Genomic DNA, 23,201 nt, shown 5'->3' on the forward strand with positions numbered 1-23,201 from the left:
ATGAGCGAGTTGTTGTCCTCAGTCAGTGAACATCTCCTGGCGCCTGGCGGCGTAACAATCGAAAGCCTGCAAGGCGTACTCGGCGACCTGGCCGGGCCGGGCATCGATGCCGCCGACCTGTATTTCCAGGGGCAGATATCCGAGTCCTGGGCGCTGGAAGACGGCATCGTCAAGGAAGGCAGTTTCAACCTCGACCAAGGGGTTGGCGTGCGGGCGCAATCGGGAGAGAAAACCGGTTTTGCCTACAGCAACGCGATCACCCTGGAAGCCTTGGGTGCGGCGGCCCGTGCTGCCCGTTCGATTTCCCGGGCGGGACAGAACGGCACCGTGCAAGCGTTCACCACGCAAGATGTCGCTCAGCTGTACGCTCCGGACAATCCGTTGGAAGTGCTGACCCGCGCCGAGAAAGTCGACCTGCTCAAGCGCATCGATGCCGCGACCCGTGCCCTCGACCCGCGTATCCAGCAAGTGACCGTGAGCATGGCGGGGGTCTGGGAGCGGATTCTGGTGGCATCCACCGATGGTGGTCTGGCGGCGGATGTGCGGCCGCTGGTGCGTTTCAACGTCAGCGTGATCGTTGAGCAAAATGGTCGACGCGAGCGCGGCGGCCATGGTGGCGGTGGTCGTACCGATTACCGCTATTTCCTCGCTGAAGACCGCGCCATGGGGTATGCCCGTGAGGCACTGCGTCAGGCGCTGGTGAATCTCGAAGCCATCCCTGCGCCGGCCGGTACGCTGCCGGTGGTGCTCGGCTCCGGTTGGTCCGGCGTGCTGCTGCACGAAGCGGTCGGTCACGGCCTGGAAGGCGATTTCAACCGCAAGGGCAGCTCGGCCTACAGTGGGCGCATGGGCGAGATGGTTGCGTCCAAGCTTTGCACCATTGTCGATGATGGCACCCTGTCGGGGCGCCGCGGATCCTTGAACGTCGACGACGAGGGCACGCCGACCGAATGCACCACGCTGATCGAAAACGGCGTCCTCAAGGGCTACATGCAGGACAAGCTCAACGCGCGTCTGATGGGCGTCGCCCGAACCGGTAACGGTCGCCGCGAATCCTACGCGCACTTGCCGATGCCGCGCATGACCAACACCTACATGCTCGCCGGCGAAAGCGATCCGCAGGAAATCATCGCTTCGGTGAAACGCGGCATCTACTGCGCGAACCTTGGCGGCGGGCAGGTGGATATCACCAGCGGCAAGTTTGTGTTTTCCACCAGCGAGGCGTACCTGATCGAGGACGGCAAGATCACTGCGCCGGTCAAAGGCGCGACCTTGATCGGCAACGGTCCGGAAGCCATGAGTAAAGTGTCGATGGTCGGCAACGATCTGGCGCTGGACAGTGGAGTGGGGACGTGCGGCAAGGATGGGCAGTCGGTGCCGGTAGGTGTCGGCCAGCCAACGCTGAAAATTGATGCGATCACCGTGGGTGGCACGGGCGCATAAGACGTGAAGCTTCGGGTGAGTCGCCTGGCGACTCACCCGGTCAGAGATTCAGCGCAGACCGCGTTGAGTCTCGTCCAGCTCACGGATGTACTTGAAGATTTTACGGCTGGAAGCAGGAGGCTTGTTTTGCGCAACCTCGTGCTGGGCCTGTCGGATCAGGGAGCGTAATTGCTGGCGGTCCGCGTCCGGGTAGTCGACGACGAATTTTTCCAGCACGGCATCGTCGCCGGCGATCAGGCGATCGCGCCAACGCTCCAGGTTATGGAAACGTTCGTTGTACTGGCGAGTGGAGGCATCGAGTTGATCGAGCAGAACCAGAATGGCGTCAGTGTCCTGATCGCGCATCAGCTTGCCGATGAACTGAAGATGCCGTTTACGCGCGATGTTCGCGGTGTGCTTGGGCGCATCGGCCAGAGCCCGGCGCAAAGCGTCGGTCAATGGCAGTTTTGCCAGCAAGTCAGGCTTGAGTGTTGTAAGGCGCTCGCCGAGGTCAACCAGAGCATGCAGCTCGCGTTTAACCTGGGATTTGCTTTTTTCTCCCGTATCGAGGGAGTCGTCGTAAGAATCAACCATGGTGGCCGTCCGCAAAGAAACGCCGCCATGATAACCAGTCGGGGGCCGCTTGTCCGGCCCGGTCGCTCGATGACCGTTACCGAAAGCAGAATTTGAGTGGAGAACAGCATGAGTGCAGTTGAAAGCGTCGGCCCACAAGCGTTGCCGGCACTGCAGGAACAAGTCGAGCAGATCATCGCTGAAGCCAAGCGCCAGGGTGCCAGTGCCTGTGAAGTGGCAGTGTCCCTGGAGCAGGGCCTGTCGACCACAGTGCGCCAGCGTGAAGTCGAAACCGTTGAATTCAATCGTGATCAGGGTTTTGGCATCACCTTGTATGTCGGCCAGCGCAAGGGCTCGGCCAGCACTTCGGCGAGTGGCCCGGATGCCATTCGCGAAACCGTCGCGGCGGCGTTGGCCATTGCCAAACACACCTCGGAAGACGAAGCGTCGGGCCTTGCAGATGCTGCTCTGATGGCGCGTGACGTGGAGGACTTCGACCTGTTCCACCAATGGGACATCACCCCGGAACAAGCCATAGAGCAGGCGCTGGCCTGCGAAGCTGCGGCGTTTGCCGCCGATAGCCGGATCAAGAATGCCGACGGCACCACCCTGAGCACGCATCAGGGTTGCCGGGTCTATGGCAACAGCCACGGTTTTGTCGGTGGTTATGCGTCGACCCGCCACAGCCTGAGCTGCGTAATGATTGCCGAGGCCGATGGCCAGATGCAGCGTGATTACTGGTACGACGTGAATCGCCAGGGCAGTTTGCTGGCCGACCCTGTCAGCATCGGCCAGCGTGCCGCGCAGCGAGCGGCGAGCCGCCTGGGTGCGCGTCCGGTGCCGACCTGCGAAGTGCCAGTGCTGTTTTCGGCAGAATTGGCCGGTGGCTTGTTCGGCAGTTTCCTGTCGGCGATTTCCGGCGGCAGCCTGTATCGCAAATCGTCGTTCCTTGAGGGCACCCTCGGCCAGAAGTTGTTCCCGGAATGGCTGACGATCGATGAGCGACCGCACCTGATGCGCGCCATGGGCAGTGCCGCGTTCGATGGCGATGGCCTGGCAACCTACGCCAAGCCGTTCGTCGAAAAGGGCGAATTGGTTTCCTACATCCTCGGCACCTATTCCGGCCGCAAGCTCGGCATGCCGAGCACCGCGAACGCCGGCGGTGTGCACAACCTGTTTGTCACCCATGGCGACGAAGATCAGGCTGCCTTGCTGCGACGCATGGGGCGTGGCTTGTTGGTCACAGAGTTGATGGGCCAGGGCCTGAACATGGTGACGGGCGATTATTCGCGCGGCGCGGCGGGCTACTGGGTCGAGAACGGCGAGATCCAGTTTGCGGTCCAGGAAGTGACCATCGCCGGCAACATGCGCGACATGTTCAAACAGATCGTTGCCGTGGGTAATGACCTGGAGCTGCGCAGCAACATTCGCACCGGTTCGGTGTTGATCGAGCGGATGACAGTCGCCGGTAGCTAACCTCAGCAGCCCATGAAAAAGGCGCGCCACCCATTGGGTGGCGCGCCTTTTTCATGGGGCTGACTCGGCAGAAGCAACCGTGGTCGCGATTTCGCAGTGTCGGTCAACGATAGGTTTGCCGCTTACTCGCCTTCGTCGAAGTAGTTGTTGATCAGTGCGACCAAGGCGTCCAACGCTTCCTGCTCCTGTTCGCCTTCCGTACTCAGGTAGATCCTCGTACCTTTGCCGGCAGCCAGCATCATCATGGCCATGATGCTTTTTCCGTCGACGGTGGTTTGCGGCGTGCGGCCTACCCTGATCGTACAGTCCTTGAACTGACCGGCGACCCCAACGAATTTTGCGGATGCCCGGGCGTGCAGGCCCAGCTTGTTGATGATTTCGATTTCCAGAGCAGGCATCGCGATGTGAATCCTTTAGCTGAGGTCGCGGTGGCGAACCTGGACGTTCTTCAGGGATTGCTGCAGGGTCTTGCCCAAGCGTTCGGTCAGGTAGACGGAGCGGTGATGTCCGCCGGTGCAACCGATGGCAATCGTGACGTAAGCGCGGTTACTGGCCGCAAAGCGCGGTAGCCATTTGAGCAAGTATGTGGAAATGTCCTGGAACATCTCCTCGACATCCGGTTGCGCCGCCAGGTACTCGATCACAGGTTGATCAAGGCCGGACTGCGCGCGCAGCTCCGGCTTCCAGTAGGGGTTGGGCAGGCAGCGCACATCGAACACCAGATCGGCGTCCACCGGCATGCCGCGCTTGAAGCCGAAAGATTCCACCAGGAATGCCGTGCCGGGTTCCGGCTGGTTCAGCAGGCGCAGCTTGATCGTATCGCGCAGCTGATACAGGTTCAGGTTGGTGGTATTTACCTTGAGATCGGCAAGGTCGGCAATCGGCCCGAGCAGGCTGGTTTCATCACTGATGGCCTCGGCCAACGAGCGATTGGCGCTGCTCAATGGGTGGCGACGACGGGTTTCGGAAAAGCGTTTCAGCAAGGTTTCTTCGTCGGCGTCCAGGTACAGGACATCACACTGGATATGCCGGCTGCGGACTTCTTCGAGCAGTTCGGGGAACCGCGACAGGTGACTCGGCAAGTTACGCGCGTCGATGGATACGGCAACCAGTGGTTGCACCAGTTCGGTATGGATCAATGCGCGCTCGGCCAACTCGGGCAGCAACCCGGCAGGCAGGTTGTCGATGCAGTAATAGCCATTGTCCTCAAGCACATCGAGGGCAGTACTTTTACCTGAGCCGGAGCGTCCGCTGACGATGATCAAGCGCATGATTAATGACCGTTTTGCTCGTCCAGGACTACCTGATACAAGGCTTCATTGCTCGGCGCGCTGCGCAGTTTTTCACGCACTTCCTTGCGGTCGAGCATGCTGGCGATCTGGCGTAAAAGTTCCAGGTGCGCATCGGTAGCGGCTTCCGGGACCAGCAGAACGAACAGCAGGTCAACCGGTGCGCCGTCGATGGCATCGAAATCGATAGGGGCATCAAGGTGCATCAAGGCACTGATGGGTGAATGACAGCCCTTGAGGCGACAGTGGGGGATGGCGATACCGTTGCCAAAACCGGTTGAACCGAGTTTTTCACGGGCGACCAGGCTCTCGAAGACATCCTGCATGGCCAGATCCGGCACTTCGCGATGGATGAGGTTGGCAATTTGCTCGAGGGCTTTCTTTTTACTGCCGCCCGGCACGTTCACCAGGGAACGGCCGGGGGTCAGGATGCTTTCAAGTCGGATCATGGGTAGGGAGTGTTAACGACCGGTCGCGCCCTGGAGGAGGCTCTGGGTCTTTTCCTTATGCTTTTTGAGTTGTTTATCCAGCTTGTCGGTCAATGCGTCGATCGCCGCGTACATATCGGTATGCTCCGCGTTGGCGACCACTTCATTGCCGGGAATATGCAACGTGGCTTCGATTTTCTGCTTAAGCTTTTCGACTGTCATCGTGACCTGCACGTTGGTGATCTTGTCGAAATGTCGCTCCAGTCGTTCGAGTTTTTCGCCGATGTAGGTGCGAAGAGGTTCGGTCACTTCCAGTTGGTGTCCACTGATGTTGACTTGCATACAGCTTCTCCTTCGTTGCCAGTGCATAAAGCGGCAGACCCGATGATCTGCCACTGGAACGCTGTGGCGTGGCTCTACATCAACCGCTTGCGTTCGCTCGAAGGCGCGATCCCGAGGGATTCGCGGTACTTGGCGACGGTGCGGCGAGCCACCTGAATGCCTTGTGCCTCCAGTAAACCAGCGATCTTGCTGTCACTCAACGGCTTTTTCTGATTTTCCGCGGCAACCAGTTTTTTGATGATCGCGCGGATCGCCGTAGACGAGCATTCGCCGCCTTCGGAGGTGCTGACGTGGCTGGAAAAAAAGTATTTCAGCTCATAAATGCCCCGGGGGGTATGCATGAATTTTTGCGTGGTCACCCGGGAGATCGTCGATTCGTGCATGCCGACCGCTTCGGCGATGTCATGCAACACCAGCGGTTTCATGGCTTCGTCGCCGTACTCCAGAAAGCCGCGCTGATGCTCGACGATCTGGGTGGCAACTTTCATCAGGGTTTCGTTGCGGCTTTGCAGGCTCTTGATGAACCAGCGAGCCTCCTGCAACTGATTGCGCATGAAGGTGTTGTCGGCGCTGGTGTCGGCGCGGCGCACAAAACCGGCGTACTGGGCGTTCACTCGCAGCCGTGGTACCGACTCCTGATTGAGCTCTACCAGCCAGCGCTCATTGTCCTTGCGCACGATGACGTCGGGGACGACATACTCGGCCTCGGTGGACTCGATTTGCGAGCCCGGACGCGGGTTGAGGCTCTGGACCAGTTCGATCACCTGGCGCAGCTCATCTTCCTTGAGCTTCATGCGGCGCATCAGCTGGCTGTAGTCACGGCTGCCGAGCAGGTCGATGTAGTCGGTGACCAGACGCTTGGCTTCGGCCAGCCACGGAGTCTTGGCGGGCAACTGGCGCAGTTGCAGCAACAGGCATTCGCCAAGGTTGCGCGCGCCGATACCGGCCGGCTCGAATTGCTGGATGCGGTGCAGGACGGCTTCGATTTCGTCCAGCTCGATATCCAGTTCCGGATCGAACGCTTCCAGGATTTCCTCGAGCGTCTCGTCCAGATAGCCCTGATTGTTGATGCAATCGATCAAGGTCACGGCAATCAGGCGATCGGTGTCGGACATCGGCGCCAGGTTCAGTTGCCACAACAGATGGCTTTGCAGACTCTCGCCGGCCGAGGTGCGGGTGGTGAAATCCCACTCGTCGTCATCGTTGCTCGGCAGGCTGCTGGCGCTGGTCTGGTAGACATCTTCCCACGCGGTGTCGACCGGTAGCTCGTTGGGGATGCGCTCGTTCCAGTCGCCTTCCTCGAGGTTGTCCACCGTCGGGGCGCTTTCCTGATACGAGGGTTCCTGAATCTCGGTGTTGGGCTTCTGTTCGACGTTGTCGGCCAGAGGGTCGGAATTGTCGAAATCCTCACCATCTTCCTGGCGTTCGAGCATCGGATTGGACTCCAGGGCCTCCTGGATTTCCTGTTGCAGGTCCAGGGTCGACAATTGGAGCAGGCGGATGGCCTGTTGCAGCTGCGGTGTCATCGTCAGCTGCTGGCCCATTCTCAAGACTAGCGATGGTTTCATGGCAGGGGCTTAACACCTTATTCGCCGGCGCACATGCGCCATCCACTACAGGGCGCCGAAGCGCCAAACATAAGCAAATTATATGCCTGAAACTGAAGTGTTTGCCTAGACCGCTGTAACAATAAAAACTGGTTGATTTTTACTGTTTGTCGCGAACTGTACCGCCATGAGCTTCAGTGCTTACAGGCGGAACTCGTGGCCCAGATACACTTCCTTGACCAGATCGTTGGCCAGGATGGTGTCGGAGTCACCTTCGGCGATCAGTTGGCCATCGTTGACGATGTAGGCGGTTTCACAGATATCCAGCGTTTCACGGACGTTGTGGTCGGTGATCAGCACGCCAATGCCCTTGGCCTTGAGGTGATGAATGATCTGCTTGATATCGCCTACCGAAATCGGGTCCACGCCGGCGAAAGGTTCGTCGAGGAGAATGAATTTCGGGTTGGTGGCCAATGCCCGGGCGATTTCCACGCGACGACGCTCACCACCGGACAGGCTCATGCCGAGGTTGTCGCGGATGTGGCTGATGTGGAATTCCTGCAGCAGGCTTTCCAGTTCCTTGCGTCGGCCAGCCTTGTCGAGTTCCTTGCGGGTCTCGAGAATCGCCATGATGTTATCGGCGACCGAGAGTTTGCGGAAGATCGACGCTTCCTGCGGCAGATAGCCGATACCCGCCTTCGCACGACCATGCATCGGCTGGTGGCTGACGTCCAGGTCGTCGATCAGTACGCGACCCTGATCGGCCTGTACCAGGCCGACGATCATGTAGAAGCAGGTGGTCTTGCCGGCGCCGTTGGGGCCAAGCAGGCCGACGATCTGACCGCTGTCGATGGACAGGCTGACGTCACGCACGACCTGGCGGCTCTTGTAGCTCTTGGCCAGATGCTGAGCTTTCAGAGTTGCCATTACTGGGCCTTTTGCTCGTCGGTTTTCTTTTTCGGCTGGATCACCATGTCGACGCGCGGACGCGACTCGGTCACCTTGCTACCCGTGGCGCGACCGGCGCTGGCCAGCTTCTTCTGGGTGTCGTAGACGATTTTCTCGCCCTGGGTGACGTTGTTGTCCTTGTCGATGACTTTGGCGCGGTCGATCAGCACCACGCGATTTTGCGAGGCGTGGTACTGGATGGTTACGCCGTAGCCCTGCACGGGTTTGGTGTCGCCCGCGGTCTGCAGTTGCTCGAAGTAGGCCAGGTTGCCCACCGATGTCACCACGTCGATGTCGCCATTCGGAGCGCGTGTCATGGTCACTTTGTTGCCGGTGACCTTCATCGAACCCTGGGTGATGATGACATCGCCCGTGTAGGTGGCAATACCGTTCTTGTCGTCCAGTTGGGCGTCGTCGGCCTGGATGCGAATAGGCTGCTGTTGATCGTCCGGCAGAGCCCAGGCGCTCACGCTTCCCAGTGCAGCGCTCAGACTGAGCAAAATAGGGAGGGTTTTAACGAGCCTCATACTGTCCTCTTACGTTCGATAGCAGGTGTATCCTGCTTTCTTTCAAATACGCTTTCATTCCCTTGCCAGTCGATACACCGCCAGCGCCGTCGATTCTAACGGGTTGCTCGGTCTGCGCATATTGCTGCTGCGGGAACACCGTCATACGAGTGGTGGTGATCAGGGTTCTGCGGTTTTTCTCATCGAAACGGGTGATGCGTACCGAGTCGATCAGTTCGACCTGGGTGCCGTCTGGATTGACTTCACCCTTATCGCTCTGGACATGCCATGGAAACTGCGTGCCGCGGAACATGTTCAGGTCCGGATTGGTCAGTAGCGTTACTTCAGTCGCTTTCAGGTGCTCGACCTTGTCCGAAGTCATTTCATACTGCAACTTGCCATCGGGCAGGAACTGCACGCTATGGGCATTGATGGCGTAGTAATCAATTGCGCTGTTATCGACCTGCACGACCGGCTTGTCGAGGAAGCGTTCCGGACTGATGTTCCAATAGCCCACCGCGGCGAAAATCGCCGTGATGCAGCCGAACAGCAGTATGTTGCGTATTTTTTTGCTCAGCATGTTTGGCTCACAGGTACGCGGCGTTGGCCGCATCGAGGCGGCCCTGGGCGCGCAGGATCAGTTCGCAGAATTCACGGGCGGCACCTTCTCCACCGCGGGCCATCGTGACGCCGTGGGCGTGCTCGCGCACGAAGCTGGCGGCATTGGCCACAGCCATGCCCAAACCGACGCGGCGAATCACCGGCAGGTCCGGCAGGTCGTCACCGAGGTAGGCGACCTGTTCATAGCTTAAGCCTAATTGCTCAAGAAGACCGTCGAGAACCACCAGTTTGTCTTCGCGCCCCTGGAACAGATGAGGAATGCCGAGGTTTTTTGCCCGACGTTCGACCACCGGGGTCTTGCGGCCGCTGATGATGGCGGTCTGTACGCCGGCGTTCATCAGCATTTTGATGCCTTGCCCGTCGAGCGTATTGAATGTCTTGAATTCACTGCCGTCTTCAAGGAAATACAGGCGACCGTCGGTGAGAACGCCGTCGACGTCGAAAACCGCCAGTTTGATTGCCTGGCCGCGTTGCAACAGGTCGGTACTCATTACATTACCCCCGCGCGCAGCAAGTCGTGCATGTTCAAGGCGCCGACCGGACGGTCTTCGTCGTCAACCACGACCAGTGCGTTGATCTTGTGGTCTTCCATGATTTTCAGGGCCTCGGCGGCGAGCATTTCGGCGCGGGCAGTCTTGCCGTGGGCGGTCATGACCTGATCGATCGTGACGCTATGGATGTCGATGCTGCGGTCCAGGGTGCGGCGCAAATCACCGTCGGTAAAGATCCCGGCCAGTTTGCCATTGGTTTCAAGGATCACCGTCATGCCCAGACCCTTGCGGGTCATTTCCATCAATGCATCCTTGAGCAGGGTGCCGCGCTGGACCTGTGGGAGCTCCTGACCGGCGTGCATGACGTTGTCCACTTTCAGCAGCAGGCGTCGGCCCAGGGCGCCGCCCGGGTGCGAGAACGCGAAATCTTCAGCGGTAAAGCCGCGGGCTTCAAGCAAGGCAACGGCCAGGGCATCGCCCATGACCAGTGCGGCGGTCGTCGATGAAGTCGGCGCCAGGTTCAGCGGGCAGGCTTCGTGTTCGACGTGAACATTCAGGTTCACCTCGGCGGCCTTGGCCAGCGGCGAGTCAGGGTTGCCGGTGATGCTGATCAGCTGGATGCCCAGGCGCTTGATCAGTGGCAGCAGGGTGACGATTTCATTGGTCGAGCCGGAGTTCGACAGCGCGAGAATGATGTCGTCCCGGGTGATCATGCCCATGTCGCCATGGCTGGCTTCGGCGGGGTGGACAAAAAATGCCGTGGTGCCGGTGCTGGCCAGGGTGGCGGCGATCTTGTTGCCGATGTGCCCCGACTTGCCCATGCCGACCACGACTACGCGGCCTTTGCTGGCCAGAATCATCTCGCAGGCGCGTACGAAATCCGCATCGATTTGTGGCAGCAAGCCTTGTACGGCTTCCACTTCGAGGCGAATGGTGCGTTGGGCGGATTGAATCAGGTCGCTGGATTGGCTCATGTCAGAAATCGTTTAGCCTGATGAAAAGGCGGCGATTATAGCGGTTATGATCGAAACCCTCACGCAAGTTCGTCGCGCATTGTCATTCCTTGTTACTCAATCCCTCTAAATGACGCGTCATGGCGGGCATGTGACCGAATATGGCCCGGCTTTGGCCTTGGGCGCGTGACCATTGCAGTGATATAGTTCGCCGCCAGTTCGGCCCGCCCGAGAGGCATGTGCTTTCGTCAGAAAGTCAGGCGTCCGAGTGAGAGGCTGCATCGCAAGGAGTTTAGATGAGTGCCGATAACGCCTACGCGGTCGAGCTGAAGGGACTGACCTTCAAGCGCGGTGCGCGCAGCATTTTCAATAACGTCGATATCCGTATTCCCCGCGGCAAGGTCACCGGCATCATGGGACCTTCCGGGTGTGGCAAGACTACGCTGTTGCGGTTGATGGGCGCACAATTGCGGCCCAATAGCGGCGAAGTCTGGGTCAATGGGCAGAACCTGCCGACGCTGTCGCGCAGCGATCTGTTCGATGCCCGCAAGCACATGGGCGTGCTGTTCCAGAGTGGCGCACTGTTTACCGATCTCGATGTATTCGAGAACGTGGCTTTTCCACTGCGCGTTCACACCGAGCTGCCGGAAGAAATGATCCGGGATATCGTCCTGCTCAAATTGCAGGCCGTAGGTTTGCGCGGTGCCATCGACCTGATGCCCGACGAACTGTCCGGCGGCATGAAGCGTCGTGTCGCGCTGGCGCGGGCCATTGCGCTCGATCCCCAGATTCTCATGTATGACGAGCCCTTCGTTGGCCAGGACCCGATCGCCATGGGCGTATTGGTGCGCCTGATCCGCTTGCTCAATGATGCCTTGGGCATCACCAGTATCGTGGTTTCCCACGACCTGGCCGAAACCGCGAGCATTGCCGACTACATCTATGTAGTGGGCGACGGGCAGGTTCTGGGGCAGGGCACGCCGGACGAACTGATGAACTCGGACGACCCGCGCATCCGTCAATTCATGACCGGTGAACCCGATGGTCCGGTCGCGTACCACTTTCCAGCGACGGATTACCGCGCAGATCTTCTGGGGAAGCGTTGATGCGCAAGATTTCACTATTGGAACGAGTGCGCCGGTTCGGCCACGCCGGCATCGATGTGCTGGCGGTGTTCGGGCGCTCGACGCTGTTTCTGTTTCACGCACTGCTGGGTCGCGGCGGTATCGGCGGCGGTTTCGGTCTGCTGGTCAAGCAACTGCATTCGGTAGGCGTGATGTCCCTGGTGATCATTGTGGTCTCCGGGGTGTTCATCGGTATGGTGCTGGCGCTGCAAGGCTTCAACATTCTGTCCAGCTACGGCTCGGAGCAGGCGGTAGGGCAGATGGTCGCGCTGACGCTTTTGCGTGAGCTGGGGCCGGTCGTGACCGCGTTGCTGTTTGCCGGGCGTGCCGGATCGGCGCTGACAGCCGAGATCGGCAACATGAAATCCACCGAACAGCTTTCCAGCCTGGAAATGATCGGGGTCGACCCGCTCAAGTACATCATTGCCCCGCGCCTGTGGGCCGGCTTCATTTCCCTGCCGGTGCTGGCGATGATTTTCAGCGTGGTGGGCATCTGGGGTGGTTCGTGGGTGGCTGTCGACTGGCTGGGTGTCTACGAGGGCTCCTACTGGTCGAACATGCAGAACAGTGTGACTTTCACTGACGATGTGCTCAACGGCATCATCAAAAGCATCGTATTTGCCTTCGTCGTGACCTGGATCGCCGTATTCCAAGGCTATGACTGCGAGCCCACTTCCGAGGGAATCAGTCGCGCCACTACCAAGACCGTGGTCTATGCCTCGTTGGCAGTCCTCGGTCTGGACTTTATTCTGACCGCCTTGATGTTTGGAGATTTCTGATGCAAAACCGCACCCTGGAAATCGGTGTCGGCCTTTTCTTGCTGGCTGGCATCCTGGCTTTGTTGCTGCTGGCATTGCGGGTCAGTGGCCTGTCCCCGAGCCCGAGCACCGACACCTATAAACTTTATGCGTATTTCGACAATATCGCCGGTTTGACGGTCAGAGCTAAAGTGACCATGGCCGGTGTCACTATCGGCAAGGTCACAGCGATCGATCTGGACCGCGACAGTTTCACCGGTCGGGTGACCATGCAGCTGGAAAAGCGTGTAGATAATCTGCCGGCTGATTCCACTGCATCTATCCTGACCGCTGGCCTGTTGGGCGAGAAGTACATCGGTATCAGCGTGGGCGGGGAAGAAGCGTTGCTCAAGGATGGCGGGACCATCCATGACACGCAGTCGTCGCTGGTGCTCGAGGACCTGATCGGGAAGTTCCTTCTCAACACCGTTAGCAAAGACCCCAAATGAGGAATTTGTAAATGATCTCTACCTTGCGACGTGGCCTGTTGATATTGCTCGCGGCCGTGCCGTTGATGGCTAACGCCGTGGCGGCCCCTTCCGCTCATGACCTTGTCCAGGACACCACCAATCGGATGCTGGCCGACCTGGCCGCCAACAAAGAGAAATACAAGCAAGATCCGCAAGACTTCTATAACGCGCTGAACACGATTGTCGGGCCTGTCGTCGATGCCGAGGGCATCTCCAAAAGCATCATGACGGTCAAGTACTCGCGCAAAGCCACGCCTGCACAGATGAAGACCTTCGAAGAGAACTTCAAGAAAGGTCTGTTCCAGTTCTATGGCAACGCCTTGCTGGAGTACAACAACCAGGGCATCACCGTTGACGCTCCCAAGGAGGAGTCCGGGGACCGCACCAGTGTCGGCATGACGGTCAAGGGCAGCAGCGGTGCGATCTACCCAGTGTCCTACACCCTCGAAAAAATCAATGGCGAATGGAAACTGCGTAACGTCATCATCAACGGCATCAACATCGGCAAGCTGTTCCGCGATCAGTTCGCCGATGCAATGCAGCGCAATGGCAACGATCTGGACAAGACCATCAATGGTTGGGCCGGGGAAGTCGCCAAGGCCAAGGAAACTGCCGAACAATCGTCCGAGAAGCAAACTCAATGAGTGAGTCGGCAGTCCGGATGGACGAAGCCGGCGAGCTGCGGCTCAGCGGCGTGCTGGACTACCGCACCGGCCCGGCCTTGCGTCAGCAGGGGCAGGCGCTGATCAAGGCCAGCAAGGCGGCGACAGTGGTGGTCGATTGTTCGGCGGTAGAAAAATCCAGCAGCGTCGGTTTGTCGTTGCTGCTGTGTTTCATGCGCGACGCACAGGCTGCCGGCAAGGCGCTGAGCATCCGCGCAATGCCGGAAGACATGCGTGAAATCGCTCAGGTCAGCGAGCTGACCGAGCTGTTGGCGCATCCCTAACCCGCATCTATAAAGAAGCCCCCCGTCAGAGTCCTGCTCCGCGGGGTTCGCAGGCGCGGGGCTTTTTTGTATGATGTCCGACCCGCGCGCACATGGCGCCGATTGAGGTTGAGCATGCAGGCCGTAGAAGTGAAGAGCTTCCTTGAAGGAAAGCTGCCCGGAACAAAGGTTGAAGTCGAGGGCGAAGGCTGCAATTTCCAGCTGAACGTGATTAGCGATGAACTGGCGGCGTTGAGCCCGGTGAAGCGTCAGCAGCAGATCTATGCCCATTTGAACCCATGGATCACCGATGGCAGCATCCATGCGGTCACTATGAAATTTTTCAGCAGCGCGGCCTGGGCCGAGCGCACCTGAGCCCAAGGGCGTCGAGATTCTTATGGATAAATTGATTATTACTGGCGGTGCTCGTCTTGACGGCGAAATCCGCATCTCCGGGGCAAAGAACTCTGCCCTGCCGATCCTGGCTGCCACGCTGCTGTGCGATGGCCCGGTCACCGTTGCCAACCTGCCGCACCTGCACGACATCACCACCATGATCGAGCTGTTCGGTCGCATGGGCATTGAGCCGGTGATCGACGAGAAGCTGGCAGTCGAGATCGACCCTCGCACCATCAAGACCCTGATCGCTCCGTACGAACTGGTTAAAACCATGCGTGCGTCGATTCTGGTACTGGGACCGATGGTTGCCCGTTTCGGCGAAGCCGAAGTTGCCCTGCCTGGCGGTTGCGCCATTGGCTCGCGTCCGGTTGACCTGCACATCCGCGGTCTTGAAGCCATGGGCGCGATCATCGACGTCGAAGGCGGCTACATCAAGGCCAAGGCGCCTGAAGGCGGCCTGCGCGGTGCGCACTTCTTCTTCGATACCGTCAGCGTGACCGGTACCGAGAACATCATGATGGCCGCCGCCCTGGCCAAGGGCCGCAGCGTTCTGGCCAACGCCGCGCGCGAGCCTGAAGTCGTCGACCTGGCAAACTTCCTGAATGCCATGGGTGCCAAGGTTTCCGGCGCCGGTACCGATACCATCACCATCGATGGCGTCGAGCGTCTGCACACCACCACTTACAAGGTGATGCCGGACCGTATCGAAACCGGTACTTACCTGGTTGCTGCTGCCGTGACCGGCGGGCGCGTGAAGGTCAAGGACACTGATCCGACCATCCTTGAAGCCGTGCTGGAAAAACTGCGCGAAGCGGGTGCCGAAATCACCTGCGGCGAAGACTGGATCGAGCTGAACATGCACGGCAAGCGGCCAAAAGCCGTCAACGTGCGGACCGCTCCGTACCCGGCGTTCCCGACCGACATGCAAGCACAGTTCATCTCCCTCAACGCCATTGCCGAAGGCACCGGTGCTGTGATCGAGACGATCTTCGAAAACCGCTTCATGCACGTTTACGAACTGCACCGCATGGGCGCCAAGATCCAGGTCGAAGGCAACACCGCCATCGTCACCGGTACCGAAAAGCTCAAGGGCGCGCCAGTCATGGCTACCGACCTGCGCGCTTCGGCCAGCCTGGTGATCTCGGCACTGATTGCCGAAGGCGACACCCTCATCGATCGCATCTACCACATCGACCGTGGTTACGAGTGCATCGAAGAGAAACTGCAGATGCTGGGCGCCAAGATCCGTCGCGTTCCGGGCTAGTTCCTGCTGCTGGGGCATAAGGACATGCCCGTTGAATTGTTGAAGTCGAGCCGGTTTCCGGCTCGATGTGTGTCCGGCGCCGTTTGCGACCGGGCATGAGTACCTTGATAAGGACTGACGTTTCCCATGTTGACCATCGCACTGTCCAAGGGCCGCATCCTTGACGACACCCTGCCGCTTCTCGCTGAAGCGGGCATCGTGCCGACCGAGAATCCGGACAAGAGCCGCAAGCTGATCATTCCCACGACCCAGGAAGATGTACGCCTGCTGATCGTGCGTGCCACCGATGTGCCGACCTATGTCGAGCATGGTGCCGCCGACCTCGGTGTCGCCGGTAAAGACGTGCTGATGGAATACGGCGGCCAGGGCTTGTATGAGCCACTGGACCTGCAAATCGCCCAATGCAAGTTGATGACGGCTGGCAAGGTCGGCGCGGTCGAGCCCAAGGGCCGCCTGCGCATCGCCACCAAGTTCGTTAACGTTGCCAAGCGTTACTACGCCGAACAGGGGCGCCAGGTCGACATCATCAAGCTGTACGGTTCGATGGAACTGGCACCGCTGATCGGTCTTGCCGACAAGATCATCGACGTGGTCGACACCGGCAACACGCTGCGGGCCAATGGCCTGGAGCCACAGGATTTCATTGCGGCCATCAGCTCCCGTCTGATCGTCAACAAAGCTTCGATGAAAATGCAGCACGCCCGTATCCAGGCGTTGATCGACACCCTGCGCAAGGCAGTGGAGTCTCGACACCGCGGCTGATTCACCTGCGCGACGCTGAGTCGCGCCGTCTATCCGCCTCATAGCCAGAATTCTCAGGTGCCCAAGCGGATCGAATGTTAGCTTCGGGCGCCTGAGTTTTTTGCCATTCCTATGAGGCTCTCGCTATGACCGCACCGACTGCAATTCGCCGACTCAACGCTGCTGACCCGGATTTCGCGCATCATCTGGATCATCTGCTGAGCTGGGAAAGTGTGTCTGACGACTCGGTCAATCAGCGAGTGCTGGACATCATCAAGGCTGTGCGCGAGCGCGGTGACGCGGCGCTGGTGGACTTTACCCGCCAGTTCGACGGTTTGGACGTTCAGTCCATGGCCGACTTGATCCTGCCGCGTGAGCGCCTGGAGCTGGCATTGACCCGCATCTCCGTGGCGCAGCGCGAAGCGCTCGAAGTCGCTGCCGCCCGTGTGCGCAGCTACCACGAAAAGCAGAAACAGGACTCCTGGAGCTACACCGAGGCCGACGGCACGGTGCTGGGCCAGAAAGTCACGCCGCTGGATCGCGCTGGCCTCTACGTGCCGGGCGGCAAGGCTTCTTACCCATCGTCGGTGCTGATGAACGCCATTCCGGCCAAGGTTGCCGGCGTGACCGAAGTGGTCATGGTGGTGCCAACCCCGCGTGGTGAGATCAACGAACTGGTGCTGGCCGCTGCCTGCATCGCCGGGGTCGACCGGGTCTTCACCATCGGCGGTGCGCAAGCCGTTGCGGCATTGGCCTACGGCACCGAAAGCGTGCCGAAGGTCGACAAGGTGGTCGGCCCGGGCAACATCTACGTCGCCACCGCCAAGCGCCACGTGTTCGGCCAGGTCGGTATCGACATGATCGCCGGTCCGTCGGAAATTCTTGTGGTGTGCGACGGTCAGACCGATCCGGACTGGATCGCCATGGACCTGTTCTCCCAGGCCGAGCACGACGAAGACGCCCAGGCGATTCTGGTCAGCCCGGATGCCGAGTTTCTCGACAAGGTCGCGGCCAGCATCGCCAAGCTGATGCCGACCATGGAACGCGCCACGATCATCGAAACCTCGATCAATGGCCGTGGTGCGTTGATCAAGGTGCGCGACATGGAACAAGCCATGGAAGTGGCCAACCGTATCGCGCCGGAGCACCTGGAGCTGTCGGTTGCCGATCCACAAGCCTGGTTGCCGCAGATTCGTCACGCCGGGGCGATTTTCATGGGCCGACACACGTCCGAAGCGCTGGGCGATTACTGTGCCGGCCCGAACCACGTGCTGCCGACTTCCGGTACTGCGCGCTTCTCGTCGCCGCTGGGTGTGTATGACTTCCAGAAACGTTCGTCGATCATCTTCTGCTCAGAACAGGGTGCTTCGGAACTCGGTAAAACCGCTTCCGTGCTGGCTCGTGGCGAGTCGCTGACCGCGCACGCCCGTAGCGCCGAATACCGCATCGTTGACGACAAGAAGGGGAACTGAGATGAGTAAATTCTGGAGCCCGTTCGTCAAGAATCTGGTGCCTTACGTGCCGGGCGAACAGCCAAAACTGGCGAAGCTGGTGAAGCTCAACACCAACGAAAACCCGTACGGTCCATCGTCCAAAGCCCTGGCAGCGATGCAGGCTGAACTGAACGACAACCTGCGCCTGTACCCGGACCCCAACAGCGATCTGTTGAAGAATGCCGTGGCCAAATACTACGGCGTGCAGAACAACCAGGTGTTCCTCGGTAACGGTTCCGATGAAGTGCTGGCGCACATCTTCCACGGTCTGCTGCAACACGATCAGCCATTGCTGTTCCCGGACATCAGCTACAGCTTTTACCCGGTCTACTGCGGGTTGTACGGCATCACGTTCGACGCCGTACCGCTGGACGAGCAGTTCCGAATCAACCCGGCGGACTATGCCAAACCGAACGGCGGGATCATCTTCCCCAACCCGAACGCGCCGACCGGTTGCCTGCTGGCACTGGACGCGGTCGAGCAGATTCTCCAGGCGAGTCCGGATTCGGTGGTGGTGGTCGATGAGGCGTACATCGACTTCGGCGGTGAAACCGCGATTGCGCTGGTGGACCGCTATCCAAATCTGCTGGTGACCCAGACCTTGTCCAAATCCCGTTCCCTGGCGGGACTGCGAGTGGGTCTGGCAGTCGGCCATCCGGACCTGATCGAGGCGCTGGAGCGGATCAAGAACAGTTTCAACTCCTATCCGCTGGATCGCATGGCCAATGTCGGCGCCGCCGCCGCATTCGAGGACCGCGAGTATTTCGACAAGACGTGCCGATTGGTGATCGAGAATCGCCAGAAGGTTGTTGCGCAGTTGGAGGAGAAGGGTTTTGAGGTGCTGCCATCGGCGGCCAACTTCATTTTTGCCCGTCACCCGCAGCACGATGCGGCAGGGCTTGCGGCGAAGTTGCGTGAGCAAGGCGTGATCGTTCGGCACTTCAAGCAGGAGCGGATTGCACAGTTCCTGCGGATCAGCATCGGTACGCCAGAGCAGAACCAGGCGCTGATCGACGGTCTCGGCGATCTCTAAACCGGCCCGGAATCTGTAGGAGCGAGGCTTGCCCGCGAAAAAGGACGACTCGGTAAAAAACGAATACCGAGCCATCGTCCTTCGCGTGCAAGCCTCGCTCTTCACTTAAGAGAACGTCAGCATCCCTCGCCACGGGTACAGTGTTCGTCCTTAAGTGAACAGCATTTCGCTCCTACAAGGTTTTATGGGTTACTCGTGATGCGGCTCGCCTAGGAACGTCAGCGAGCTGAACAGCCCGCGACTGTTCACGTCAGGGCTGTCTTTTACCGGCACTTCCATCTGCGCCGAAATCACGTTCAAGCCTTCATTGCGCACCACCACCTGTGCCCGACCCTGTGCATCGGTTTCGGTGCTCAAGGTATTCGGTGCGTTGCGATAGTCCCCCACCAACTTCACGCCCGCCGCCGGTTTGCCATCCAGCAATACTCGCACCGGCAATGATCCGCCCGGTCCTACAGTCAGCGGATCGACCTCAGGCAGAATCAGCAATTTCAGTTGATCAAGTTTGGGCAACTTCGCCCCCGGCTGATAAATCGCCAGGCTGTACTTGAACGTCTGGGTCGCCTCGATCGCCCCCGGTACCTTGCTGCGGCCTTCGTTGATCCATTTCTTGTCGCTGGTCTGCGACCACATGCCATTGTCGAGCGCCACCGCCATCACGGCGGGTGGTTTAAGCGGTTGCAGGCGTGCGTGATCGGGCAGCCGCTGTACCGTCACCGGAATCATTTTTCCATGGCCGTCATAAGCCCAGGCGCCGCTGATTTTCTGTGCCTTGAAAGCATTGTCTTCGGCGCCGTGACCGTAAATGACCTCGATGTTGCCTCGACGTTGTTCGGTCCACAGGCCGTGGGCCGAGACTTCTGTGGCAAACAGCAAGCCGAGCAGTGCCAGGGGTTTGAGTGGGTGCATGGGGACTTCCTTTTACAGAGTGAGTGTCAGGCTGACAGTGAAATTGCGCGGCTCGCCGGGGTTGACCCAGTAGTTGCTGTAGGAGCGCTCGAAGTATTTCTCGTCGAAAAGGTTGTTCAGGTTCAGGCCCAGCGTGACGTTGTCGCTGGCCTTGTAATGGGCCAGCAGGTCGACGGTGTGGTAGGCAGGTAGTTCAAAGTCGCTGCCGGCTTCACCCGAGCGATCACCGACGTAAGTGAACGCGGCGCCAACGTCCGAACCGCGCAGTCGACCGTCCTGGAACTCATAAACCCCCAACAGACTGCCACTGCGTTTGGCCACGCCGAGAATGCGGCTGCCGGTGGGAATGACCTTGTCGCCTTCAGTGACTTCAGCATCGATGTAGGCGAAGGCGCCGATCAGCCGGACAGCGTCGGTGACTTGCCCGGTCACTTGCAGATCGATTCCCTGGCTGCGTGCCTTGCCCATGGCGCGGCTGGTATCTGTAGCCGGGTCGAGGGCGAGGACGTTTTCTTTTTCGATATGGAAAGCGGCAAGGGTGCTGCTCAAACGGTCATCGAACAGCTCACTCTTGATCCCGATCTCGTAGCCGATGCCTTCTTCCGGGTCGAAGGATTTACCGGCCGCGTCCAGGCCATTGTTCGGTTTGAACGAAGTGGAGGCGTTGGCGAACAGGCCGACCTCAGGCGTCAGTTGGTACAGCAAACCGGCCCTTTGGGTCAGCGCGTCGTGAGTCTGGTTGCTGGTGGCGCCACGGGTGCGATCGTCGATGCGTTGCTCGAAGTGTTCGAACCGCACACCGAGCAGCCCGCGCAGTTTGTCGTTGAAAATGATCTGGTCCTGCAGGTTCAGTGCATGGCTCTCGACATGCTCGAAGAAGTCCGTACCGGAACGTGCGCCGTTGGGTTTTGGCTGACCGTAGACCGGTTGGTAGATATCGATGGCGTAGGGGCTGCCGGCAATGGTTGTCACCCGCTCGTTCTTGCGAAAGTTCTCGTATTCGCTGCCGATCAACAATTCGTGCTGCAAGTGGCCGGTGTCGAAAAAGCCGCGCAGTTCGAGTTGGCTAATGCTGTCGTGCCAATTGTTGTCACGTTCTCGATAACGGCGGTTGACGGTATGGCCGTCGGCATTCAGCGGGCGCGCCTCCGAGGCGAAGCCCCAGAGTTTGCCTTGCTTGTAATGGCTGGCCAGGCGCAATTTCCAGGTGTCGTTGAGCTGATGCTCGAGGGCGGCCTGCAGCTGATTGTTGTGGTTGTCGATGTCGCCATCGTCGGGTTCGCCGAGGAAGGTCGAACGGGATACGCCACTCCAGGTGTTGTCGGGTGCGACGATGCCGCGATCGAAGGTCGAGCTGTGACGAACGAATTCACTCTCTACCAGCAGGCTGGTGTCCGTGTTCAGTTGCCAACTGAAGGAAGGCGCGACAAACACCCGCTGGCTGTCGACGTGATCGCGAAAGCTGTGGTTGTCCTCGACGGCCAGATTCACCCGCGACAGCACGTTGCCCTGGTCATCGAGTGGCGTGTTGACGTCCAGCGCCGTGCGATAACGATCCCAACTGCCCGCGCTGGTGTGCAGGGTCGCGAAGGCTTCGGGTTGAGGTTTCTTGGTGACGATGTTCACCGTGCCACCCGGATCACCTCGCCCATACAAGCTGGCGGCGGGGCCTTTAAGCACTTCGATGCGCTCGATGTTCGCCACATCCGGCGAGCTCGGGTAGCCACGGTTGGCGCTGAAACCGTCCTTGTAGAACTCCGATGTGGTGAAGCCGCGCACGCTGTATTCGTACAGCGTCAGGCCACCGAAGTTGTTCTGTCTGGAAACCCCGCCGGCGAAGTCCAGTGCGCGCTCAACGTGGGTACTGCCTAGATCGTCGAGCACGCTGACGGGGACCACGCTGATCGATTGCGGGATGTCGCGGATGGCGGTATCGGTCTTGGTCGCGCTGGCAGAGCGGGTGGCGCGGTAGCCAGCGACAGGCCCGGTGGGGGATTCGTAGTCGGAAGTGACGCTGATGGCGTCCAGTTCCAATGCCTGGGATTGTTCGGCGAAGACCGGTTCACCCAGCAGCCCGAGGGCAAGACTTGCCACGCAGGACTTTGTTCGAGACGACATGTTATGTTGTTCCAATTGCTAGAATTGAAACAATATAACATGACCGATGAGAATGTCTTCCATTGACCCGAATTGATCGGGTCTGGCTTATTTCTCTTCTTTTTCTTTCACCGGCGCCGGCGGCGGACGCAAACCGATTTCCGCCGTCAGTTTGATTTCCTTGCCGTTACGCATGACTTGAATCGTGACCTTGTCGGTCGGTTTGATCCGCGCGACCTGGTTCATCGAGCGGCGGCCATCACCCGCAGGTTCGCCATCGATGGCAAGAATCACGTCGCCCAGTTGCAGCCCGGCTTTCTGCGCCGGGCCGTCACGGAAAATCCCGGCCACGACAATGCCCGGGCGCCCCGAAAGACCGAACGATTCCGCCAGCTCCTGGGACAACGGTTGTACTTCAATACCCAGCCAGCCACGAATAACCTGGCCGTGCTCGATGATCGATTTCATCACTTCCATCGCCAGTTTCACCGGAATCGCAAAGCCGATGCCTTGAGAGCCGCCGGACTTGGAGAAGATCGCCGTGTTGATACCGGTCAGGTTGCCGTTGGCATCTACCAGCGCACCACCGGAGTTGCCGGGGTTGATCGCGGCATCGGTTTGAATGAAGTCTTCGTAGTTGTTCAGGCCCAGTTGATTGCGCCCGGTGGCGCTGATGATGCCCATGGTCACGGTCTGGCCGACGCCGAACGGGTTGCCGATGGCCAGCGCGACGTCGCCGATGCGGATGTTGTCCGAGCGGCCGACAGTGATCGAAGGCAGGTTTTTCAAGTCGATCTTCAGCACCGCGAGGTCGGTTTCCGGATCGCTGCCGATCACGCGAGCCAGGGTTTCACGCCCATCCTTGAGCGCCACGACGATTTGATCGGCACCGGTGGTCACGTGGTTGTTGGTCAGGATGTAACCTTCCGGGCTCATGATCACGCCGGAACCGAGGCTCGATTCCATACGTTTCTGCTTGGGCGAGTTGTCGCCGAAGAAGCGCCGGAACTGCGGATCCTCGAACAGCGGATGGCTGGGTTTGTTGATGACCTTGGTGGTGTACAGGTTCACCACCGATGGCGCGGCGGTGGTTACCGCGTCGGAATAGGAGACCGGGCCTTCTTTCATGCTGGTGGTTTGCGGCGCTTGCTGCAGGTTGACGTCGAGGCTTGGAAGCCCGACCCACTGCGGGTAACGCTGGATGATTAACAGAGCGACAAGCACGCCGGCCAACAGCGGCCAGCCGGAAAAACGCAGCGCCTTGAGCATTAAGCACGTCCTGAGAGAGTTGCAGGCGGAATGAGACCGCTCATAATGACGCGCATTATACGAGGCCGCGCGTGCCTCTGAACG

Annotated in this window: 26 protein-coding genes; 12 read left to right on the plus strand and 14 right to left on the minus strand. The window is 59.5% G+C overall.

Annotated features, from left to right (window positions below; genetic code table 11):
• On the plus strand, window positions 1–1,443 hold the full coding sequence (gene tldD, locus ASD60_RS16505) for a metalloprotease TldD (protein WP_056855022.1): 1,443 nt from the start codon (window positions 1–3) through the stop codon (window positions 1,441–1,443).
• Window positions 1,444–1,491: 48 nt separating this feature from the next.
• Here tldD and yjgA read toward each other — a convergent pair whose 3' ends face one another.
• Window positions 1,492–2,016, minus strand: a complete 525-nt coding sequence (yjgA, locus tag ASD60_RS16510; RefSeq protein WP_008054354.1) for a ribosome biogenesis factor YjgA — start codon at window positions 2,014–2,016, stop codon at window positions 1,492–1,494.
• Window positions 2,017–2,124: 108 nt separating this feature from the next.
• On the opposite strand from yjgA, the gene pmbA reads away from it, so the two are divergent.
• Window positions 2,125–3,471 (plus strand): metalloprotease PmbA, encoded by a 1,347-nt coding sequence (pmbA, locus tag ASD60_RS16515; protein ID WP_056855023.1) that lies wholly within the window; start codon window positions 2,125–2,127, stop codon window positions 3,469–3,471.
• Between the two features lie 122 nt (window positions 3,472–3,593).
• Here the strand turns inward: pmbA and ASD60_RS16520 are convergent, their stop codons facing one another.
• The 10 genes from ASD60_RS16520 to ASD60_RS16565 form a co-directional block, all read right to left on the minus strand.
• On the minus strand, window positions 3,594–3,869 hold the full coding sequence (locus ASD60_RS16520; protein ID WP_056855024.1) for an HPr family phosphocarrier protein: 276 nt from the start codon (window positions 3,867–3,869) through the stop codon (window positions 3,594–3,596).
• A 15-nt stretch (window positions 3,870–3,884) separates the two neighbouring features.
• Window positions 3,885–4,742 (minus strand): RNase adapter RapZ, encoded by an 858-nt coding sequence (gene rapZ, locus ASD60_RS16525; protein ID WP_056855025.1) that lies wholly within the window; start codon window positions 4,740–4,742, stop codon window positions 3,885–3,887.
• A 2-nt stretch (window positions 4,743–4,744) separates the two neighbouring features.
• Window positions 4,745–5,209: a PTS IIA-like nitrogen regulatory protein PtsN gene (gene ptsN, locus ASD60_RS16530; RefSeq protein WP_056855026.1), complete on the minus strand. Its 465-nt coding sequence runs from the start codon at window positions 5,207–5,209 to the stop codon at window positions 4,745–4,747.
• Between the two features lie 12 nt (window positions 5,210–5,221).
• Window positions 5,222–5,530, minus strand: a complete 309-nt coding sequence (gene hpf, locus ASD60_RS16535; protein WP_007941242.1) for a ribosome hibernation-promoting factor, HPF/YfiA family — start codon at window positions 5,528–5,530, stop codon at window positions 5,222–5,224.
• 74 nt (window positions 5,531–5,604) lie between these two features.
• Complete coding sequence (locus tag ASD60_RS16540; RefSeq protein ID WP_056855027.1) at window positions 5,605–7,098, minus strand: RNA polymerase factor sigma-54; 1,494 nt, start codon at window positions 7,096–7,098, stop codon at window positions 5,605–5,607.
• A 180-nt stretch (window positions 7,099–7,278) separates the two neighbouring features.
• Complete coding sequence (lptB, locus tag ASD60_RS16545; RefSeq protein WP_056855028.1) at window positions 7,279–8,004, minus strand: LPS export ABC transporter ATP-binding protein; 726 nt, start codon at window positions 8,002–8,004, stop codon at window positions 7,279–7,281.
• Window positions 8,004–8,552: a lipopolysaccharide transport periplasmic protein LptA gene (gene lptA / locus ASD60_RS16550; protein ID WP_056855029.1), complete on the minus strand. Its 549-nt coding sequence runs from the start codon at window positions 8,550–8,552 to the stop codon at window positions 8,004–8,006. Before lptA ends, lptB begins: the two co-directional genes overlap by 1 nt.
• Window positions 8,539–9,111: an LPS export ABC transporter periplasmic protein LptC gene (gene lptC, locus ASD60_RS16555; protein ID WP_056855030.1), complete on the minus strand. Its 573-nt coding sequence runs from the start codon at window positions 9,109–9,111 to the stop codon at window positions 8,539–8,541. Before lptC ends, lptA begins: the two co-directional genes overlap by 14 nt.
• 7 nt (window positions 9,112–9,118) lie before the next feature.
• Entirely contained in the window at window positions 9,119–9,643 is a 525-nt protein-coding gene (locus ASD60_RS16560) for a KdsC family phosphatase (protein ID WP_056855031.1), read from the minus strand.
• Window positions 9,643–10,617 (minus strand): KpsF/GutQ family sugar-phosphate isomerase, encoded by a 975-nt coding sequence (locus ASD60_RS16565; RefSeq protein ID WP_056855032.1) that lies wholly within the window; start codon window positions 10,615–10,617, stop codon window positions 9,643–9,645. The genes ASD60_RS16560 and ASD60_RS16565 overlap by 1 nt, the downstream gene beginning before the upstream one ends.
• 275 nt (window positions 10,618–10,892) lie before the next feature.
• Between ASD60_RS16565 and ASD60_RS16570 the strand changes: the two genes are divergently transcribed.
• From ASD60_RS16570 to hisC, 10 genes are all read left to right on the plus strand, one after another.
• Window positions 10,893–11,702: an ATP-binding cassette domain-containing protein gene (locus ASD60_RS16570; RefSeq protein WP_056855033.1), complete on the plus strand. Its 810-nt coding sequence runs from the start codon at window positions 10,893–10,895 to the stop codon at window positions 11,700–11,702.
• Window positions 11,702–12,499, plus strand: a complete 798-nt coding sequence (gene mlaE / locus ASD60_RS16575) for a lipid asymmetry maintenance ABC transporter permease subunit MlaE (protein WP_056855034.1) — start codon at window positions 11,702–11,704, stop codon at window positions 12,497–12,499. Before ASD60_RS16570 ends, mlaE begins: the two co-directional genes overlap by 1 nt.
• Entirely contained in the window at window positions 12,499–12,966 is a 468-nt protein-coding gene (gene mlaD / locus ASD60_RS16580) for an outer membrane lipid asymmetry maintenance protein MlaD (RefSeq protein WP_056855035.1), read from the plus strand. The genes mlaE and mlaD overlap by 1 nt, the downstream gene beginning before the upstream one ends.
• 11 nt (window positions 12,967–12,977) lie before the next feature.
• On the plus strand, window positions 12,978–13,631 hold the full coding sequence (locus ASD60_RS16585) for an MlaC/ttg2D family ABC transporter substrate-binding protein (protein WP_056855036.1): 654 nt from the start codon (window positions 12,978–12,980) through the stop codon (window positions 13,629–13,631).
• The gene (locus ASD60_RS16590; RefSeq protein ID WP_056855037.1) at window positions 13,628–13,933 is read left to right on the plus strand and encodes an STAS domain-containing protein; all 306 of its coding nucleotides are present in this window, start codon (window positions 13,628–13,630) and stop codon (window positions 13,931–13,933) included. The genes ASD60_RS16585 and ASD60_RS16590 overlap by 4 nt, the downstream gene beginning before the upstream one ends.
• Before the next feature lie 114 nt (window positions 13,934–14,047).
• Window positions 14,048–14,287, plus strand: a complete 240-nt coding sequence (locus tag ASD60_RS16595; RefSeq protein ID WP_008054378.1) for a BolA family protein — start codon at window positions 14,048–14,050, stop codon at window positions 14,285–14,287.
• A 22-nt stretch (window positions 14,288–14,309) separates the two neighbouring features.
• A complete protein-coding gene (murA, locus tag ASD60_RS16600; RefSeq protein WP_056855038.1) occupies window positions 14,310–15,575 on the plus strand; it encodes a UDP-N-acetylglucosamine 1-carboxyvinyltransferase in 1,266 nt (421 codons plus the stop codon).
• 126 nt (window positions 15,576–15,701) lie between these two features.
• Complete coding sequence (hisG, locus tag ASD60_RS16605; protein WP_008018703.1) at window positions 15,702–16,337, plus strand: ATP phosphoribosyltransferase; 636 nt, start codon at window positions 15,702–15,704, stop codon at window positions 16,335–16,337.
• 125 nt (window positions 16,338–16,462) lie between these two features.
• Entirely contained in the window at window positions 16,463–17,788 is a 1,326-nt protein-coding gene (gene hisD / locus ASD60_RS16610; RefSeq protein WP_056855039.1) for a histidinol dehydrogenase, read from the plus strand.
• Between the two features lies 1 nt (window position 17,789).
• Window positions 17,790–18,842: a histidinol-phosphate transaminase gene (hisC, locus tag ASD60_RS16615; protein WP_056855040.1), complete on the plus strand. Its 1,053-nt coding sequence runs from the start codon at window positions 17,790–17,792 to the stop codon at window positions 18,840–18,842.
• A gap of 189 nt (window positions 18,843–19,031) precedes the next feature.
• Here hisC and ASD60_RS16620 read toward each other — a convergent pair whose 3' ends face one another.
• The 3 genes from ASD60_RS16620 to algW form a co-directional block, all read right to left on the minus strand.
• The gene (locus tag ASD60_RS16620) at window positions 19,032–19,751 is read right to left on the minus strand and encodes a DUF4198 domain-containing protein (RefSeq protein WP_056855041.1); all 720 of its coding nucleotides are present in this window, start codon (window positions 19,749–19,751) and stop codon (window positions 19,032–19,034) included.
• Between the two features lie 12 nt (window positions 19,752–19,763).
• Window positions 19,764–21,869, minus strand: coding sequence for a TonB-dependent siderophore receptor (locus ASD60_RS16625; protein ID WP_056855042.1), 2,106 nt, complete (start codon window positions 21,867–21,869; stop codon window positions 19,764–19,766).
• A gap of 87 nt (window positions 21,870–21,956) precedes the next feature.
• The gene (algW, locus tag ASD60_RS16630; RefSeq protein WP_056855043.1) at window positions 21,957–23,117 is read right to left on the minus strand and encodes a Do family serine endopeptidase AlgW; all 1,161 of its coding nucleotides are present in this window, start codon (window positions 23,115–23,117) and stop codon (window positions 21,957–21,959) included.
• Window positions 23,118–23,201 lie beyond the last annotated feature (84 nt).

Origin of the sequence: Pseudomonas sp. Root562, from assembly GCF_001427125.1 — a bacterium.
Classification (GTDB): domain Bacteria; phylum Pseudomonadota; class Gammaproteobacteria; order Pseudomonadales; family Pseudomonadaceae; genus Aquipseudomonas.